Source organism: Grimontia indica, from assembly GCF_000333895.2.
In the GTDB taxonomy this organism is placed as follows: Bacteria; Pseudomonadota; Gammaproteobacteria; order Enterobacterales; family Vibrionaceae; genus Enterovibrio; species Enterovibrio indicus.
This window is the reverse complement of sequence record NZ_ANFM02000016.1, coordinates 145320-163844: the sequence shown is the minus strand read 5'-3', so window position 1 is coordinate 163844 and position 18525 is coordinate 145320. Positions and strand designations below refer to the sequence as shown.

The following is an 18525-nucleotide window of genomic DNA, read 5'->3' as shown; positions in this document are numbered from 1 at the left end:
ATCCATGGATAAACAAACCGACGAAACATTGATGGTGAACTTCAGCAAAGGTGACCAGCGCGCCTTTGCTGAACTCTATCAACGCCATAAAAATCCGCTATATCGCTACTTCGTCCGTCAATTGGATACGGCGCAACACGCCCGTGCCGAAGAGTTATATCAGGATGTTTGGTACCGCGTGATTGATAAGCGGAAAAGCTATGTGCCGACCGCCAAGTTCACCACCTGGCTGTATCACATTGCCCATAATCTGGTGATTGATGAACACCGAAAAATGATGTCATCCAGCGCTTATGCTCAATCATTGGACGACAATCAGAGCGAAGTCCCCGATTGGGACGGCGATAAGCAAACTGCCATCAAAGCCTGTATGGCACTGCTCGCGCCTTTGCAGAGGGAAGCATTTCTACTTCGTCATGAAGCAGGCTTTGAGCCAGCACAAATATGCGAGATCGTCGGCGCGAAAGCGGAGGCTGTGAAAACCCGGCTTCGCTATGCTATGGATCAACTTCGCCAGTGCCTGACAAAAAAACTCGGAGACCGACAATGACAGCGCCAATCAAAGACGAAGACATCGTCGCGCTGTACAAGGAAAGCGCGACAGAAACACCAAGCAAAGACTTAGACAATCGCATCCTTACCCATGCAAACAGTCAGAGCAAAAAACACATACCTTGGTGGACCTATGCAGGTGCCGCCGCAACGGTCGCTTTTATCGCTTTGCTGGCACCGTGGAAGTGGGTGGATGACACCCTAGAAACGCCTCAAAGTATCGAATCTATTATCGAACCTGATATCGAACCAAGGAACGCCCCTGCATTCATCAGCCCAGAAGCCTTGTCTGACCATGAAGCCGATGCGGTGCGGTCAATGGAAGTATTGCCACCAAAACCAGAGGAACAGCGTTTCTTCCGCAATTCACCCGCGGCGGCGAAATCTCTGCCCCAAATGGAGATGGAACTGGAAGAATCCATCATCACTGAGTTTGCAGACGTTGAAAGACTGCTTGATGAAGGTCAGGAACAACAAGCGCGAGAACTGTTGGAACAGATGCTGACCGACGATCCCAAGCTAATTAACAAGTTGCCGGAAAGACTGAAAACTCTGGTGGAAAAAGAAGGAAAATAAATCCAAGGTCTGATGTGGAATCAGGCCTTGGTGAGCTTCTCGACTTCTAGACATTACCCACGCTAGAAAAGGAGTATCGGATAAGGGTGAGTTTTAGGCAGAAATGAAAGTGTTGGATTCACTCACACCGGATTGATGCCAGTCAGATACTCACCCTTGCCCAAAGGCGTAATACACCATGAAGTATGCACTACTAGTCGGTAATGTATACCTATCCATACCAGCATGTTAGATGATATCACCCATCAATAGTCACAAAATCGGTCACGTAAATTCGAGTTTTAGTCATAACTCGAATTTAATATTAAATGATTAAAAAGTACTGATAAATTTATGAGAAAAAAGTTGTTAGACAATGAAAAGGCAATTAGAAAATTATAAACACCATCAGTGATATAAAAACAATTCTGTTTTGACACAGAGTTGACAATTAAAAACGCCTCCTCAACAATGTAGTTGCATTTGTTTAGCGTATAAACTATATGCATATATTGATTCCGTTAATCATTAATTTAATTAACAAAAGGGAAATATGATGAAGAAAATCAATTTTATCGCAAAAAAAGGTCCTGTACTCGCTACTAAGAAGGAACCTGAAAAGCCAGGACCTTGCTGTACGCCTTAATATCTTTACAGCAGATTCCATATCTCTAAACTTGTCTGAATAATACCTGTTATAATTTGGTATTCTGACTTTAAAATCAGGGGATGCTTTATCATCCCCTTTTTATGCTTTAGTTGTGAGATTAGTGAATGCACGTATTTCTTTTTTATATTACCGTAAAAGCGTTTTCACTTTGCATTTAGAATAAAACTGTGACAAGAGCTTCCTATTTATATCAACTTATCTATAAAAAGAGAAAATCTCATTCTTTGTCATTTTTGCTGTTGGCTTTGTTGTTAACCGCATCTCAAGCGCCGCTTCCCTATTTGTCTGGTCATCTCATCGACCAAGTCCTTCCCAGCTCAGATTCAAACTTGCTGCTCAAGACGGTATTCTTACTCGCTATGCTTTACTGCAGTTACCTGATTTTAAGCTACGTTAACGCATGGTTTCGCCTAAAGGTGCGTAAAGAGATTATGATTGAGTTCAATCAGGATGTGATAAAGAGCATTCTGGGGTTGAACTACAATCAACGACTTAAAATTAACAACGGTGATCTCTTGTCCCGGGTAACTAGGGATATCGACCAGTTTGAAGTCATTATGCCTTATGGCTTATCAAGCACGATTCACCATCTTGTCTTGTCAGTGGTGCTGCTGGTAATCGTATTTTTCCTGAACTGGCAATTGAGCGCCATACTGCTTGTCCTCCTGCCTGCTGCTGTCATGGTTTACTTAAGATTTGATGGCGCCCTTTGGTCTTCTTCCAAAGAGGAAACTAACGCCTCGGCAAGAAAGATAACTGTCGTACAAGAAACGATTGAATCTGATGCAGAAATAAAACTGTACCGCTCTGAACATTTCTTTTTGCGGTATTGCCGACAAGCCGTTGAAAAGCTGGAAAATAAGCGTTTTACCCGTCAGTTGTATGATACCAAGGTCAACATGATCATCATGGGTATCCCTATGCTCGCCATGGTCATCATCTGGTATCTGGGCGGTGCGATGGTGATTGAAGAACAGCTCACTATAGGCTTAATCATCACCTATACCGCCACGTTGAATTTGATGGTGCCGTCGCTGATCAGAATTATTGAATTTGCTTCAAGCCTCCCGAATGAATTGACAGCCTTAATGCGCGTAAAAGAGTTATGTGATTTAGCGAAGGTACAATCTGAACGGGATTTTCCTGACCACACCGAGCTTCAAGCAAATCCTTCTGCTTTCATCGAAAACATGGCAATAGAGGGAATGAGCTTTTCCTATCAACATGATTATCCGTTGTTTTGCAGCCTTGACCTCACCTTTGATCGGGGCCGCGCCCATTTGATCAATGGCGGTAACGGTGCGGGTAAATCAACGTTGCTGACCATACTCAGCGGAGAGTTACAGCCTCAGTCAGGGCATATCAGGTTGGATTCAACGCCCCTAAGTACGCTTTCAAACCGATCTGAATGGATTTCGATGGTGCCGCAGCGAATTCACATCATCTCCGATTCTATTCGCAACAACGTCACTTTCGGTATGGATGTTGAGGAAGAAAACATCCATCACGCTCTGGCTCTCGTCGGTCTGAATCAATGGATTGAGCGACTTGATAAAGGCATTGATCATGTCATCAAAGACGCGCATTCAGAGCTTTCAGGAGGCCAAATTCAAAAGCTGGGCCTCGCGCGTGCCATATTGCGCGATACACCGATTCTATTGATGGATGAGCCTACCAATAACCTGGACAGCGAAGCGGTGAAGCTACTTATCGATATTATCCGTACCCAAAGGCAATCCAAGATTGTGGTCATTGTCAGCCATGACGACCGCCTGTTTGATACGGTGGATCGAATTGTTTATCTCGAGAATGACAGCTCCAACTATTCAACCCGAGTCAGTGAAATGAACACCAAAGGTCAACAGACCCTAAGAAAGTGAGTAGCAAGAAAGTGTGGTTTTCCCCGAAACGTCAGTCAGCGCTACACACAGGCACACACGAAATGTTTAACTGGGGAAAAAGGCTAAGGAATGCATGATTTCAACGTCGACATCAATACAAAACTAATCAAATAGCCTCGCCTCCTTATCGTAGTAAAAACAGGGAATTGAAAGCCTCTCTATGACGTTAAAACAGTATGGACACAAACAATGAGACGCTACTTCAAGAGTATATTTGCCATCGTTGTGCTGGCTTCCGTTGCTGCTGGCTATTTTTTCTATGAGGAGCCGCCCCTTAGTGTTTCAGGTGTGCAGGTACAACGTCATGATATGGCCTACATCATCCGCGTGACGGGCGAAGTCATCAATGACCGCACTGTTTCTCTCACCGCGTTAGTCAATGGCCGTATTGAGGACGTTTACGTTGCCCGTGGCGATAAGGTGAAAAAGGATGACACGCTGGCTTCCATGGATAACCGTGCCTCTGTTGCCCGCCTCAATCGTGCCAAAGCCGTCGTTCAGCAACAAACGGTTCGTCTGAAAGAACAACAGCAGCGTTATGCCAGATTGTCTGAGCTCTCCAATAGAAAGCTCGTTGCCGTCGAAGCCCTGGATCAAGCGCAATACGAATTAGAAACGGCGAAAGCGGCGGTGGCGATAGCCAAAGCTGACGCCCAGATGAGTGCCATCGAGCAAGATTGGCAAAGGCTCGACGCACCATTCGATGCCGTTGTCACAGACAAATGGACTGAATCGGGACAGTGGGTTGAAGCCGGAACCCAACTTTTCCAGCTCGTCGCCATTGAAGGATGGGAAATTGAAGCCAACTTAGACGCCGTTGATACCGGAAGAATTCACACCGGCCAAGTGGTTAACGTGTCTTCTGATTCCTTTCCTGACCAAGTATGGCAAACCCAAATCCATTGGATTGGCCCAGCCATTGAACGCTCTGCAGAGCGCTACTTAAATACCTTTCCCGTTCGCATGGCCTTAGGGCCAGATGCACCGCAACTGCTACTGGGACAACAATTGGATATCGAAATCGTTATCGAAGAGCGTGGCGATGTTCTAAGCCTGCCATACAGCGCCCTGCGTGAGCGCGAACCAGGCCTGTTTGAAGTTGCCCTGGTTGAGCAAGGCGCTATTCGCTTACAGCCAATTGAATCTGGGTTAGAAACAGACACCCATGTTGAAATACTCAGCGGTATTCAAGAAGGGCAAAAAGTCGCGCTGTTTGATAGCGGGTATCTGGAAAATGGACGTGCAGCAAGGTTTATCGCGAACAATGATCAAAATTGAATCCTTGTATAAATCCTATTTCCGTGGGGAGACGCCATTACCCATCATACAGGGTGTCGATCTGCACGTAGAGCAGGGAGAGTTTGTCACCATCATGGGTGCATCCGGCTCAGGAAAGAGCACCCTACTCAACATTATTGGCTGCTTGGACAAAGCCGATAAAGGCACTTACCACCTGGACGGAACCGGTGTTCATCAAACCAATGACGATGGACTTGCAAAGCTTCGTTCGTCGTTAATGGGATTTATATTTCAATCTTTCAACTTGCTGTCACGCCGTGACGCGTTAGCCAATGTCATGCTGCCATTGGTGTATCAAGGCACACCGTCCTCACAGCGCCGAGACCTTGCGTTATCCGCACTTGAACGGGTTGGACTGGCAGATCGTGCCACCCATTTACCCAATCAGCTTTCCGGTGGCCAGCAACAACGGGTTGCCATTGCACGGGCACTGGTCAACAAACCCAAGTTACTAATTGCCGATGAACCTACCGGTGCGTTAGATAGCCAGACTGGGCAGCAAGTCATGGATTTGTTCAGGGAGCTTCATGCTGAGGGTCACACCATTATCATGGTGACTCATGATGCGCATCTGGCAGAGGCTGCAGACAGAGTCGTGCACATGCGCGACGGCAGGATAGTGGTATGACAGGGTTGCGGATTCTGCCGGATTTGTTTAAAGAGGCGCGTCTGGCCATGCTGGCGAATTGGGGCAGATCTATGCTCAGCATGATTGGTATCGCTGTGGGTATCGCCGCAGTGATGACAGTCGATACCGTCAGTACCGGAGGCAAAGCCTTTGTCATGCAAGAGCTGGAAACTTTCGGTCTCAAGTCTGTTTGGGTGTATCGCACACAAAGCAGCAAAGATCCCCACAAGCGCATGCGGACAGGCACAGGTATCACCAATAACGATTTAATCGCACTTCAGGGAGATTGCTGCCCATCCGTCAATCTGATCAGCCCCATCGTTAAACCCAGAGGCGGAACCCCAATCGTCCAAGCTGGCAATCGCTACAGCAATGCTGAAGTGGTTGGCGTCAATGCCGCCTTTTTAACCATCAACAACGATAAATTGCGAATTGGCAGAGGCCTAAGAGACGCAGAAATCAGAAATCGCAGACCTGTCGCTATTATCGGCGAAACCGTCGCCTCAGATTTGTTCCCTGGCATATCGAACCCTTTAGGTCACTCGTTTCGAATATCGGGTCGCGAATATCAGGTTGTTGGCGTGCTCCGTTCTAAAAGTCGGGATCTACTGGCCAGCATCGGCTCTGCGGGAGGCGATGTGAATAACCGCATATTAGTCAGTTACCCACTGGTACAGGCACTTAACGGCAATAATGACGTGAGCTACATTCAAGCTGAAGCCACAATGGTAGAGGCCGCAGAAGCAGCGGCCGCGCAGATAAAAGGCGTGCTTTCCCGTCGCTATCAAGGCGTTTTTGAATATCAAAGCAGCACACTCGCTTCCTACATTCGAACCACAGACAACATTCTTGGTGGCGTGACCATTATCGGCATTATTGCCGCTTCTAGTGCGTTGATCGTTGGTGCCATTGGCGTTGGTGGGATCATGAGCACGGCCGTTGCTGAAAGGACGCGGGAAATCGGTATTCGTGCCGCGATTGGCGCCCACCGCAGCCACATCATGATTCAGTTTATTGTGGAATCCGTGCTCATATGTCTGATTGGCGGTTTGGCAGGTTTAGCCGTGGGCATGCTGATCGGCGTGGTCTTGGACTTCTTTACCGGCTTTCCGCTATTCCCCGGCATCTTGGGCATCAGCATTGCCCTTTTTGTATCTATTTTGGTTGGATTGGTTGCGGGATACTTGCCCGCCCGAAGAGCGGCCCAAATGAAACCCGTGGACGCGCTTAGAGACTCATGAAGATTCGCCGGCACCGACCTTAAGGCTGTCCTGATATTCCTCGTAGAATGATGCAGAAAGTATAAGAACATTTCTGGTGAGGTGAACAAACCAAACGAACAGCAGGGAATCAGTCACCACATACGCAACGCCAAGGAGTATTGCGAAAAGAAAGAACTCTAATGAGTGCCACCCTAGCGGTCTGTTTTCCTCATGAACGGTCCAAAACAATACGGCTGACAAAAAAATAGCAGCCCATGCCGGTAAAGCCAACACTAGCGTACTGATTAAAAATACCCGCCATATCAGCTCTTCGTAAGCTGTGATCCCCAATTGAAATAGCAGATAGTTTTTGTTTTCTTTAAGGCACTTGATCCCGCGGATGCTATCAGCCATAAACTTTATGGGTTGCGGTGAACTTAGCGGCAATCCCGCGAGAAGTAAGACGCAGCCAACAACAATGCCGCCCAAGACTAAAGTGCTAATTTCAATAAAAGATGCCAGTTGCCAATCCAGATAGAAATACAAGGTATAAGCAATGACGGGCAGCATGAGCAGAAAGCCAACGCGATCCCCAATGAATCGCGGGTAAAGAAAAGACAAACAGACAACGGCGATGAGCAGCAATACAAGCAAGGCCACGTTTAGAAGAGCCCTTGCCTAAAGTGACGGCGCAATACGCCCTCTTTGTGCTCTTGCAAAAATGCCCGGAAATCCTCTGAAAACATCGCGTACAGATGGTAGTCGTTCCATCCATCCCCCACAGGGACATAGTTTTTCAGCACACCTTCTTTGATACCACCAAATTCTGCCAGACGAATGGAATCCTCATTTCCTGAAAGAACATAACCATAGACCTTATGTAAATTCATGACATTAAAGGCCATTTGCAAGCTCAGCAACGCTATCTCTGGCCCAAAGACACTGGTACGGTATTCCGCTTCTCCCACGAGGTAACGAAGATCTGCAGTGCGGCTTTTCCAGTCGATGTTATTGAACCAGACCATCCCGATTGGCTTGCCACTTTTGACTGAACACACCAAGCCTAAAAGGTTGTCTCCACCATAAACCGCAGCATTTTGCTCAAGCCAACTCATCACCTGCTCTTGGGCACCATCCGCAAACGTCGAGCTGTCAAAAACCGTTGAATTCAGATAGGGATCTTCCAGCCAGCGAGCAATGGTATCAATATCTTCGAGATTGGGACGACGCAAAGCACAATAAATTCCACGAACACTGTCAAACACGTTGATCCTCACTTCCCAGCATTAATAAATCGTAATAAGCGCCTTCAACAAACAACTGATCTCTCAAACGGGCTTCTTCAGTAAAACCTAATCGTTTCAGACAATCTATTTCTTGCTGTTCATGAGGGAGTAACTGGACATAATACTTACCGATGCTGTAGTTCCGGGCCAACCAGTTCATGACGAACTTGATATTTTCGTCAGCAGAGTCACACAGCAAATGAACATCTATATAGGCAATGCCCTCGAACACAGCTCTTATTCTGAGAAATCCGACTTTGGTGGTTTCACCCAATACCACGAAATCTCCACCACCCAACGCCGCATCAAGTTCGGATTGTGAGCAGCCAAGAGGGTAAGCCAGGTTTTTATATGTAGAACATTTGAATCCTGATGATCCTAAATCAAGATAATCATCCACCGTTGCCAATCTAAATGACACTGAAATCTCCACTCTTTTTTATAAGGAAAACACGCTCACTATTCGGCGAGGTCTATACCCAAACGACCTGAATATGTAGGGTTCAGGCCTATGAGGCATGTTGAGAAATATGCTCAATGAGATTTTTTCGCTTGATAAACGACAGGTCGAACGTGGCAGCCAGCACTTCCCGCCCATTCACATAGGAATGACCCGTTAGCCTGGCGCCCAATCGGTTGATGGCCTTTATGCTGACGCGCGCTTCTAAGGTGTCTCCCGGCAGAGCAGGAGACTTAAATCGCATTTGGCTGACAGTGCTGGCAACCACATCGGTTTCTTCTTCAAATTCACTCCGGTAGTGAATCAACACAATGCCGGCCTGTGCTAATGCTTCACCCATCAAAACGCCAGGCATCATGCTGACATGTTTGAAGTGTGCATCAATCAGATCTGAAGATTCAGGGATGTGGTATTGCGCCACGGCCTCAGACTCAGTCAAATAACTTACTGAATCAACGAATAAGAAGGCATCACCATAGGGCAAGATTGAACGAACAGCCGCTTTACTCAATCCACCCTGTGGCCCCCTCAATCCATCAATAATATTTCGATTCATAGACGCCATTCACAGACAAAGGTCATTCCACTTTTTGCAGGATGGTCGCCGCATTCGTGCCACCAAAACCGAAATTTAAAGACAGAACTCTCTTCAAATCAGCTTGTGTGGTTTCACGTACGATGGGAGCATCCTCAAACAGAGGGTCAATATTTTCGATATTGATGGATGGCGCAATGAAGCCATCTTTTAGCATGGCGATGCATGCAATCAGCTCGATAGCACCCACCGCCCCAATCGCATGTCCAGTCATGGATTTCGTTGACGAGAACCTTGGAACATTGCCGCCAAATGCACGGCGTAATCCATTGACCTCCGCCACATCACCCGCGACGGTGCCTGTCCCATGCGTATTGATTGCATCGATATCGGCAGAGTCAATACACGCGTCTTCTAACGCGCTGGCAATACAGTCAACAAATGTACCACCATCAGCTTGAGGCAGAACCAAATCATAAGGATCTGAGTTAGCGGCATAACCTGCGATTTCTGCATAAATTGGCGCATTACGCGCCAACGCAGAATCAAGTGACTCTAAGACAAGCACTCCTGCCCCGCCGCTAATCACAAAGCCATCTCTGTCTCGATCGTAGGGGCGTGATGCTGTTTCCGGGGTGTCATTAAAACCGGTGGACAGTGCCATTCTCAACGCTTGAAAGGAAGCGACGATCAGGTCGCTCACTTCCTCACAACCACCTGTGATGGCTCTGTCTATCACTCCATCACGTATCAGTTCATACGCATGTCCGATATTGTGCGTACCTGTCGCACACGCCGACGAAATGGAATAGCTTCGCCCATTAATACCAAAGAGTTTGGTCAGAAGTGCACTTGGTGTACTGCTCATGGATTTGAGCACGGTATAGGGTTCAGTTCTTCGAACCTGACCATTGAAATACTTTACACCTTCTCGATGTATCACACCGACATCCGCCACACCGCTGCCGACAAGACAAGCCGTTCGCGGGTCAGAGAGCGCTTCAGAACTTAAGCCGGAAGCCGAAATCGCGTCATTGGCAGCGACACTGCAATAGAGTGTTGATGTCGGCATCGCCCGGCGGAGTTTGAGCGGAATGTTCGTGGACTGTATTTTGGCTTCTTCTAAATCGATTAAACCGGCAACACGGCTCGTTAATCCATATTCAGACCAAGATTCGACAGCGCGAAGACCACTGCGACCAAGCTTTAGCGATTCGGTAAAAGTGTCAAAGTCGTTGCCAATGGATGAAACAACGCCAACCCCTGTTACGACAACACGTCTACGATTATCCATTTTTTTCGCTTAGCTTGGATTCAATGATTTCTAAAAGATCACTCACAGTGTCAAGCTTGATTAAGTCTTCGTCATCGATGGATATCCCCAAAGAGTCTTCCAAATCAAGAGTGAGTGAAACTGCTTGCATTGAGTCCATACCAAGATCATCACGCAATGACATCGATGGGACAATATCTTTCGCTGAAATAGCATTTTCTGACTCAGACTCTAATCGACTCATGATTTCCGATATTATCGAATCTGTTAAATATTGTTTGTTCTCGAGGATAGAATTCATATTAATTACACCAACTACATGAATTAATGATAAGGTTCGTATATCCGAACAACGACAAGACGAAATAATTCAATCAATTGTTTTTTATTGCCAATCGATATGGGAATTTATCTAGTTGCTGTTAGCTTATCTTTCACGACAACCTGCTTCAAACCCTTTCAACATTTCTTCTGTCAAAATATCATCACATCTCAAATACAAAACATAACATACAGTTTAAATACCGTTCCCATTCGAATGAGATCAATGGATATCCTTGATTTTTTATAGCCCTTTCAAATGACTCACACTATTCTAATTAGAATTTATTAAATATAACTTACATGCTAATTTGGAAATTCGTGACACTCTCCCATAAATTATTTAGTGAAAAATCAAACTTCATTTTCAGTCATTTTTAAAAACACTGTCTTTACTTAATATATACACAAACCGTATAGCGTTCATTTTTGTTCATCAAAAGATGTGCATAAAAATTCATTATGCACTAGATTACATAATATTTAAGTCACAAAAAAATCTCACTCAAGTGACACAACTGTTAACCACCTCCGTCCTAATATTCCCATTGATTTACACACAACAATCGTACGGAGAATGCGGATGAAACACTCGCTACCAGTATCTATTTTTTCCTCAGCAGCGCTGATGTTGTCAGCAAGCGTGTTTGCTGATACCACACCATACCTGCCGTCAAACAGTGTTGTTGTCGACGCTTACATAGGCGGTGATGAGTTGACAGAGGCCAACAATGGTGCCATCAAAGTTGTCGAATACAATGAGACGACGATTAATTTTAATTACGCTTTTGACACCACGTCTCATATGTTCACGGCACCTGTGGCTGGTCTCTATAATATCGATGCCCGTTATGCTCAACGTACTTGTGGGTTTAAGTACCTGCTTCGGATTGGCATCTCACTGCCAAATGCTGTTCCTCCTGGCAGCAATGCTTCTATTGGCCCTGTTACTTTTGCAAACAACGACACGGGTTGTGCCATCCCTGGCGTCGCAGCAGTAAACAGCATTATGCAGCTTGAAAAAGGCGAAACTATTTTCATCCAAGGCCGCTATCAGCGTGCACCTTATGATGTATCTCCTTGGAACTACCAGAACCGCTATCAGAACCGTCTAGTGATCACCTATCTAGGCTGTAACTTCTGCGGTTTTCCCCCAGCAAGTTAAGTCAATATCAAATAGAAAGGGACGCAGATGCGTCCCTTTCTATATCGAAATTGTGCTTGTTAGTAACGCTTTTCAACGGTGAAATCATCAAGCTCCAGACGCCAAACGCCATCAGCTTCTTTCACCCACTTTTCCAGCGTGATATGGCCTTCGCCGATATTCATTTTCCAGCGAGATTCCATCACCACAGTTTTATCATCAAGCTCTGTAAATTTGGGTTCTATGTAGACCAAATCTGTCGCACCATCGCTGATCAATTGCTTCCAGAATGCCGTTGCCGCCGGACGGCCATGATACACACCAAACGGGTGGGAAATCATGGTCGATTCCATGGTGTATGCATCACCAAGATACTGATAGTCACCTTTATTGAATGCAGCGATCCACTGTTTTGATGCTTCTTGTGCCTCTTCAATCGGGCCCGCATAAGCTGCACCTGCGAATACCATTTGAGTCGCGATTGCCGCTGCCATTAATTGCTTTTTCATCCTTCACTCCACATCGCTTTATTTGGGTTGAGCAAAGAGTACCTACGCATTATTGTTAGATATATATCGCACAATAGAAAACACTGTTTATGGAAACTAAACATATTAGCTACCAAATGCAGCTTTACGTCGCCTTGGTTAGGGCAGGCAGTTTTACTCAGGCCGCAGAACAACTGGGCATTACCCGCTCTTGGCTCAGTCAGCAAATCAGTGGATTGGAGAAATCACTAAACACCCTGTTGTTGCATCGCACCACCCGCACGCTGCGGATGACAGATTCCGGCGAGCGCTTTTTTGAACATGCCGTAGCAATGGAAAATTTGCTGGAAAAAGCCCAGGAAGATATTTCTTCAACCCAAGCGGGCATAAAAGGAAGAGTCCGAATTTCCTGCCCAACAGCCCTGGCATCGGTATTGGTTGTCCCTACGATTAAAACCTTAAGGTGCGAACATCCTGAACTGGATATCGAACTTGTCGTGACGGATACCATCCAGGATCTGCTGCAGGAAAATATCGATGTGGCGATTCGTGTTGGTAACCTCCCCGATAGCAATTTGAAAGCTAGATTACTCGGCCGATTTCACCAACGCTGGTATCAGTCACCTGAATTGCCAGAAAATTCAGATAACCAAATTTTGCTGCCATGGCAAACCGCTGAACATGCCAACGTGCTTCGTGTAAACAATATCCTCACCGCTGCCGAAATGGCAAAGCAGGGTTTGGGACGTGTATTGCTGCCTGATCTTTTTGCCCAATCTTGTTGTGAGCAAGGGTTGTTAACCTTGGTTTCAGGAGCAGAGCCTGAGCCAGAACAACAGCGTCATGTTCACGCCATCCACGCGTTTTCAGAGTTTACACCCGCGCGAATCCGTCTGGTTATCGACACGCTGCTGTCGAAGTTCCAGCTTTCACAGTCAAACATGGACTAAACAAAAACGGTGACTACCCGAGTCACCGTTTTAAGCGCTGCTTGTTATCAAATCACCACTGGGTTTCACCTTCGTGAACCTGTGCGCCTAGCTCCAGCGTGAAGGTGGCACCCAGTTTCGGGTAGTAACCCACCATGGTATCAATCACGCCTTTGCTGTTTTCGCTCTTGGCTTTCGCATCTGCAAATCGTTCAATCCAGGTGGCTGTGTAATCAATGGTCGAAGGATCCAGTTTGCCTTCGGTTTTCATGTGACCCGGGATGACCAGTTCAGGCTTCAAAGACTGCATTTCCTTGAGCTGATCCAACCACGCTGTCACTTCTTCATCGGTTTGGGTGTCTGCCATCCAAACGTGCATACCTTCAACAATGCCGACGTTACCCAGAATGGCCTTCTCAGATGGGATCCAGAGGTACGGACGATGCGCTAGTACCCCATCTGTGCCTTTGATTTCGATAACCGCATCATCGACTTTTAGCTCTGCGCCGTTAAATACATCAGGTACACGAGGTTGCTTCGGTGCGTTCGAACCCATTTTGGGGCCCCAGAAACTGATCTTGGTTTCCAGCTTTTTCACGATAGCGTCACGTACTGCTTGAGTGGTCAGCACATTCGCATGTGGGAAGATTTCAAGTAGCTGTGAAGCGCCGAAGTAGTAATCCGGATCCGCCTGGCTGATGTAAATGGTTTTCAACTCTTTGCCGGAGTCCAATACTTTAGCGGCGATTTGCAAAGCATCCGCACGGGTAAAACCTGTGTCGATCACCATCACTTCTTTTTCGCCTGCAACGACGGTAGAAGTCACGTTGAAGCTGTTGTCGTCTCCGTAGTAAATGTCAAATGTCAGTGGTGTAGTCTCCGCCATTACTGGGGCAGTCAAAGCGAAAGATAAAGCTAATGCGATTGCTGTTTTCATTGTTGTACTTCCTCGTTATTTGGGCTTTGGAAGAAGCATAACGATTGGATATGCTCGGAAATACCGCCTATTCTTTGCATCATTATTTCTCAAATCGAACAGATAACGAGTGAACTTATGGATAAGTTGACTGCCGCAAGGGTGCTTCTCGATGTGGCGCAAACGGAAAGTTTCACCGCCACCGCTGACCGGTTAGAGATGTCCCGACCTATGGTGACACGCTATGTGGAAGCCATGGAAAACTGGCTTGGGGCGAGGCTGTTAAACCGCACTACCCGCAAAGTGTCTCTCACCAATATGGGTAAGCAAGTGCTACCAGATATGCAGCGATGGGTGGAACAGGCACTGCATCTGGAAGAGAGCCTGATGCCCGGCGAAGCGCTGAGCGGATTTATCCGCATCAGCACCAGTATGTCATTTGGTTTTTCCCTGTTGATGCCAGCACTGCATGAATTTCGGGAGCGTCATCCCGGTGTCACCATTGATATCGACGCACAAGACAGAGCGGTTGATCTGGTCTCCGAACGCGTTGATCTCGCCATCCGCACCGCCAGCAACCCAGATCCTTCGCTGATTGGCCGACCCCTCGCTCCCTGTGAATCAACCTTGGTTGCCTCTCCTGCCTATCTGAAATCGCGGCCGCCTATCTTGGTACCGGAAGATCTCAAAGCGCACGAATGCCTGGGCTATAAGAACTTTGGCCGACACGAATGGCACCTCACCAAAGGCCATGAAAAACAAACTATTGAAGTAAATTGTCCGATCACTGGCAACGAAGCAACAGTGCTGCTTCATGGCTCATTAGCAGGCATGGGAATTTCCATGCAGCCGACGTATCTGATCGAGGAAATGCTGGAAAAAGGCGAACTGGAAGCAGTATTGCCGGAATGGGAATTAAACACCCTGACCATCTATCTGCTGTACGCATCACGCAAGCATCTTTCGAGGCCTGTGCGTGCTTTGATTGATTTTCTGGTTGAGTATTTTGATGGGAAATTCTGACGCTCAGGAACAGACCCTCCCCTTGAAGGAGGAGGGAGTATAGGCGCTTACTTGTAAGCACCCGCTGCGTAATGCAGTTCGTAAGAGTGGCTGTAGATCTCAAGGATGTTACCGAACGGGTCTTCCATGTAGATCATGCGGTAAGGCTTCTCGCCTGGGTAATAGAAACGTGGCGCTTTCATGCGCTTCTTGCCACCCGCCGCGACAATTTTTTCTGCCAAACCTTCCACATCCGGGTCCTGCACACAGAAGTGGAAGATACCGGTTTTCCAGTATTCGAAGTTGTTCTCTGGGTTTTCTTGATTCTTGAACTCAAACAGCTCAACACCAATGCGGTCACCGGTAGAAAGGTGCGCAATGCGGAAACGTTCCCAGCCGGCACCGAATACATCCGTACACATTTCACCGATGGCAGAATCGTCTTCAACAATCTCAGTCGGCTCCATGATGAGGTACCAGCCCAGTACTTCGGTGTAAAACTTCACCGCTGCTTCCAAGTCAGGAACGGAAATACCAATGTGTGAAAAGTTACGGGGATATGGCGTTGTCATGGTCAAAGTCTCTCAATGCGTTATCGGATGAAGAGAAGTTTACTTATCACCTGTTTCATTGAAAAATTATCGATTATTATTAAATCCATAATATTTTGTTATTCATCCCCATATGCTGAATCCTAAATGGCTCAACACCTTCGCCACGCTGGTTGAAACTGGCAGCTTTACCAAAACCGCTGAACGACTTTACATGACGCAACCCGGCGTCAGTCAGCATGTGAAAAAGCTGGAAGACGAGTTGGGGGAAACCCTCATATACCGTGAAGGAAAGCAGTTCGAACTGACACGTGAAGGCATCATGCTGAATGCCTTTATCGCCGAGCAAAAACAGCAGCAGGCAGACTTTCTGGCAAGAATGAAAGACGATGATCCGCATCAAGGAGCAATTCGCATTGCCTGTTCTGGCGCAATGGCGATGAAGCTATATCCGTCTTTGTTGAACTTGCAAACCTCATACGCCGGCTTATCGGTGCAGCTTGAAGCCGCGCCCGCAGACAGAATTCGTCAGATGCTCATGGATAACCAAACCGACATTGGCATCACTACCCAAAAATTCGATCACCCTGCCTTTGAAGAAACCTTACTCGGTGAAGAAGCACTTTGTGTGATCGTGCCTTCCAACGCTGATATTCCCCAAGGCAATTTCCATGCGCTTGCTTCATTGGGCTATATTCATCACCCCGATGGAAAACACTACGCCGACTTGGTGCTTGGAAGTAACTTCCCCGAAGAATACCGTGGCGTCGAATCCTTGAATCATCGCGGTTACGTCAACCAACTGGCGCAGATCCTTTTGCCCATATCAAAAGGCATTGGTTTCACCGTGTTGCCAGAAAGCGTCATGAGTCGATTTGAGCAAAAAGAACAGCTTACGTCGCTCCCGCTGGAGTCACCGGTTTCTCAATCCCTGTTTCTTTCGAAGAAGAAACATCGTGATTTGCCGAAGCGATTCGAAGCAGTGATGGAAATCATTCACCAATCAACATGCAAATAAAAAAACCGCCCAAGCAGGCGGCCAATGTCTTCAAGCGTAAAGACTTAACACACTTTAAACTTGCCAATGAGTGCATCAAGCTCATCCACTTTTCTGTCGAGCGAGGCAATGCGGTCTGCACTTTGCTGAGCACTGTCCAGCGACTTGGAAGAAATATCGCTGATGGCGGTAATATCTGAGGCGATTTCTCGGGTCACGGATGTTTGCTCATCGGCTGCCGTCGCAATCGTGCTTATCATGCTTTGCACGGATGCGGCGCCATTGAAGATGTCATCCAGCGCTTTCACGGCGCTCTCGCTGTGGTTTACACCAATCTCAACCAAACCACAGTTCTCTTCGGTACTGGTGACGGCATTTTGTGTGCCCGTCTGGATCGATTGGATAATAGTAGAGACTTCTTGCGTCGCCTGCGTAGTGCGCTCCGCCAGTGCGCGAACTTCATCTGCGACAACGGCAAACCCACGCCCAAACTCGCCCGCACGCGCGGCCTCGATTGCCGCATTCAGCGCAAGCAGGTTGGTTTGTTCAGCAATACCCTGAATCACTTTGATCACGTTGCCAATTTCTTCACTGTGGCTGCCCAGCTCACGCATCGATACCGACATTTCCTGCATTTGCACAGACACCTGCTGAATACTGTTTACCATCTCACCAATCACGCGGCGGCCTTCATGCGCTGCTTCCTCTGAGCGTTTGGCTTCATCAAAGGTCGCAGTCCCCTGATTCGCCACTTCAGAAATGGTCAGGCTGAGTTCTTCAGACGCAGTCGCAATCAAGGTCGCTTTTTCATCCTGCATCGATGCGCCTGATACCACATCCTGACTAATCGTAGACAGTGCTTTAGCCGAAAAATGCACCTCTTCAGTTACGCCACGGATGGATGAAATCAGGCTCACCAATGATGCTTGCATCCCGTTAACAGACACCGCCAGGCTGGCGAGTTCATCGCCAGACTTATCTTCAATCGATTCATTGGAAAGCTCTCCATTGGCGATACGCTGTGCCGCTTGGTTCAAGATTGTCAGACGACGTGTAATCGAGGTGGAGAGCAGATAAGCAATGCCGCAGGAGAGCAAAATAGCCACCGCTGCAAGAGAAAGCAGAGTCATTCGCATCACTTCATAGGCTTCAAGCAGACTGCCAAGTGCCTTATCAGTTTCAGCCACTTCCTCAGAAGAAACTTGGTCGAGAATGTCTTCGATAGGTGCAAGGTGCATGAGATACACGTCGTGAAGCTCTTCCACCAAATCAGACATTTCAACACCATTTCCTACCCGCGGAAGAATGCTGTTTTCAAAAGCGGCTAGATAAGCCTTCATGTGCTCTTCTATCTCGGCCAGTCTCTGAAAGTCTTCCGACCCTGGGGTTTCCAACAGGCGCACATGACCAATCAAATCCATATACTCTTTGATGTTGCTCTTTAAATCCTCCTTGGCACCAGTGACATCATTTATCACTCCCATTGAATCCCGGTAAACATCACCGGCTTCATCAATCAGTCCAAGATAACCTATCGCTTCCGGTACATCGTCGGTTCTGACCTCGATACCAACCTCCTGAAGAAACGCCAACTTAATCCAGACAAACGCCACCATACCAACTAACAGGCTAAGAATGCCCCCAAACCCAAAAAACAATTTTTGACTGACCGTCAGCTTCCTCAACATGCTGATTCTCCTCCCCGATGAAATGAATCATTTACCGTATGATGTATCGACCTACGCACCATTCGCTTTAGTGATAAATCGAACAATTACATAACAGGCACGCCGCGTTCTCTCAGGATGGGCACATC

The 18525-nt window shown here is 47.1% G+C and carries 20 protein-coding genes and 1 pseudogene; 11 read left to right on the top strand and 10 right to left on the bottom strand.

What is annotated here, in order from left to right; genetic code table 11:
* The first annotated feature begins 4 nt into the window (after nt 1-4).
* The 6 genes from D515_RS10420 to D515_RS10395 all read left to right on the top strand — a co-directional run bounded on the left by D515_RS10420 (nt 5) and on the right by D515_RS10395 (nt 6846).
* The gene (locus tag D515_RS10420; RefSeq protein WP_002538298.1) at nt 5-550 is read left to right on the top strand and encodes a sigma-70 family RNA polymerase sigma factor; all 546 of its coding nucleotides are present in this window, start codon (nt 5-7) and stop codon (nt 548-550) included.
* Nucleotides 547-1128 (top strand): hypothetical protein, encoded by a 582-nt coding sequence (locus D515_RS10415; protein WP_002538296.1) that lies wholly within the window; start codon nt 547-549, stop codon nt 1126-1128. The genes D515_RS10420 and D515_RS10415 overlap by 4 nt, the downstream gene beginning before the upstream one ends.
* An 873-nt stretch (nt 1129-2001) precedes the next feature.
* Complete coding sequence (locus D515_RS10410; protein WP_239643965.1) at nt 2002-3657, top strand: ABC transporter ATP-binding protein; 1656 nt, start codon at nt 2002-2004, stop codon at nt 3655-3657.
* A 210-nt stretch (nt 3658-3867) separates the two neighbouring features.
* Nucleotides 3868-4956 carry an efflux RND transporter periplasmic adaptor subunit gene (locus D515_RS10405; RefSeq protein ID WP_002538294.1) on the top strand — a complete coding sequence of 363 codons (1089 nt, stop codon included), beginning with the start codon at nt 3868-3870 and terminating at the stop codon, nt 4954-4956.
* Nucleotides 4943-5605 carry an ABC transporter ATP-binding protein gene (locus tag D515_RS10400; protein ID WP_039849888.1) on the top strand — a complete coding sequence of 221 codons (663 nt, stop codon included), beginning with the start codon at nt 4943-4945 and terminating at the stop codon, nt 5603-5605. The genes D515_RS10405 and D515_RS10400 overlap by 14 nt, the downstream gene beginning before the upstream one ends.
* A complete protein-coding gene (locus D515_RS10395) occupies nt 5602-6846 on the top strand; it encodes an ABC transporter permease (protein ID WP_039849887.1) in 1245 nt (414 codons plus the stop codon). Before D515_RS10400 ends, D515_RS10395 begins: the two co-directional genes overlap by 4 nt.
* Here the strand turns inward: D515_RS10395 and D515_RS10390 are convergent.
* The 6 genes from D515_RS10390 to D515_RS10365 all read right to left on the bottom strand — a co-directional run bounded on the left by D515_RS10390 (nt 6841) and on the right by D515_RS10365 (nt 10662).
* A complete protein-coding gene (locus D515_RS10390; RefSeq protein WP_051997496.1) occupies nt 6841-7467 on the bottom strand; it encodes a CPBP family intramembrane glutamic endopeptidase in 627 nt (208 codons plus the stop codon). The two genes, D515_RS10395 and D515_RS10390, sit on opposite strands and share 6 nt — an antisense overlap.
* Nucleotides 7468-7469: 2 nt before the next feature.
* Entirely contained in the window at nt 7470-8072 is a 603-nt protein-coding gene (locus D515_RS10385; RefSeq protein ID WP_039849886.1) for a GNAT family N-acetyltransferase, read from the bottom strand.
* Nucleotides 8065-8514 (bottom strand): GNAT family protein, encoded by a 450-nt coding sequence (locus D515_RS10380; protein WP_239643964.1) that lies wholly within the window; start codon nt 8512-8514, stop codon nt 8065-8067. Before D515_RS10380 ends, D515_RS10385 begins: the two co-directional genes overlap by 8 nt.
* Nucleotides 8515-8602: 88 nt before the next feature.
* Nucleotides 8603-9109, bottom strand: a complete 507-nt coding sequence (locus D515_RS10375) for a 3-hydroxyacyl-ACP dehydratase FabZ family protein (RefSeq protein ID WP_039849922.1) — start codon at nt 9107-9109, stop codon at nt 8603-8605.
* Nucleotides 9110-9131: 22 nt separating this feature from the next.
* Nucleotides 9132-10382 (bottom strand): beta-ketoacyl-[acyl-carrier-protein] synthase family protein, encoded by a 1251-nt coding sequence (locus D515_RS10370; protein WP_002538285.1) that lies wholly within the window; start codon nt 10380-10382, stop codon nt 9132-9134.
* Entirely contained in the window at nt 10375-10662 is a 288-nt protein-coding gene (locus D515_RS10365; RefSeq protein WP_239643963.1) for an acyl carrier protein, read from the bottom strand. The genes D515_RS10370 and D515_RS10365 overlap by 8 nt, the downstream gene beginning before the upstream one ends.
* A gap of 603 nt (nt 10663-11265) precedes the next feature.
* Between D515_RS10365 and D515_RS10360 the strand changes: the two genes are divergently transcribed.
* Nucleotides 11266-11847, top strand: coding sequence for a hypothetical protein (locus tag D515_RS10360; protein WP_002538282.1), 582 nt, complete (start codon nt 11266-11268; stop codon nt 11845-11847).
* A gap of 59 nt (nt 11848-11906) precedes the next feature.
* On the opposite strand, the gene D515_RS10355 is transcribed toward D515_RS10360, so the two are convergent.
* Nucleotides 11907-12335 carry a nuclear transport factor 2 family protein gene (locus D515_RS10355; protein ID WP_002538280.1) on the bottom strand — a complete coding sequence of 143 codons (429 nt, stop codon included), beginning with the start codon at nt 12333-12335 and terminating at the stop codon, nt 11907-11909.
* Between the two features lie 89 nt (nt 12336-12424).
* Here D515_RS10355 and D515_RS25020 point away from each other — a divergent pair, with 89 nt between their 5' ends.
* A complete protein-coding gene (locus tag D515_RS25020) occupies nt 12425-13264 on the top strand; it encodes a LysR family transcriptional regulator (RefSeq protein WP_002538279.1) in 840 nt (279 codons plus the stop codon).
* A gap of 52 nt (nt 13265-13316) precedes the next feature.
* Here the strand turns inward: D515_RS25020 and D515_RS10345 are convergent, their stop codons facing one another.
* Entirely contained in the window at nt 13317-14180 is an 864-nt protein-coding gene (locus D515_RS10345; protein WP_002538278.1) for an MBL fold metallo-hydrolase, read from the bottom strand.
* Between the two features lie 117 nt (nt 14181-14297).
* On the opposite strand from D515_RS10345, the gene D515_RS10340 reads away from it, so the two are divergent.
* Nucleotides 14298-15182, top strand: a complete 885-nt coding sequence (locus tag D515_RS10340) for a LysR family transcriptional regulator (RefSeq protein WP_002538277.1) — start codon at nt 14298-14300, stop codon at nt 15180-15182.
* A gap of 47 nt (nt 15183-15229) precedes the next feature.
* Here the strand turns inward: D515_RS10340 and D515_RS10335 are convergent, their stop codons facing one another.
* Nucleotides 15230-15733, bottom strand: a complete 504-nt coding sequence (locus tag D515_RS10335) for a lactoylglutathione lyase family protein (protein WP_039849885.1) — start codon at nt 15731-15733, stop codon at nt 15230-15232.
* Between the two features lie 112 nt (nt 15734-15845).
* On the opposite strand from D515_RS10335, the pseudogene D515_RS26420 reads away from it, so the two are divergent.
* Nucleotides 15846-16019: pseudogene (locus tag D515_RS26420) on the top strand (helix-turn-helix domain-containing protein); the annotation flags it as partial.
* 126 nt (nt 16020-16145) lie between these two features.
* Entirely contained in the window at nt 16146-16730 is a 585-nt protein-coding gene (locus D515_RS10330; protein WP_420835370.1) for a substrate-binding domain-containing protein, read from the top strand.
* A gap of 44 nt (nt 16731-16774) precedes the next feature.
* Here D515_RS10330 and D515_RS10325 read toward each other — a convergent pair whose 3' ends face one another.
* The gene (locus tag D515_RS10325; protein ID WP_002538273.1) at nt 16775-18397 is read right to left on the bottom strand and encodes a methyl-accepting chemotaxis protein; all 1623 of its coding nucleotides are present in this window, start codon (nt 18395-18397) and stop codon (nt 16775-16777) included.
* Between the last annotated feature and the right edge of the window lie 128 nt (nt 18398-18525).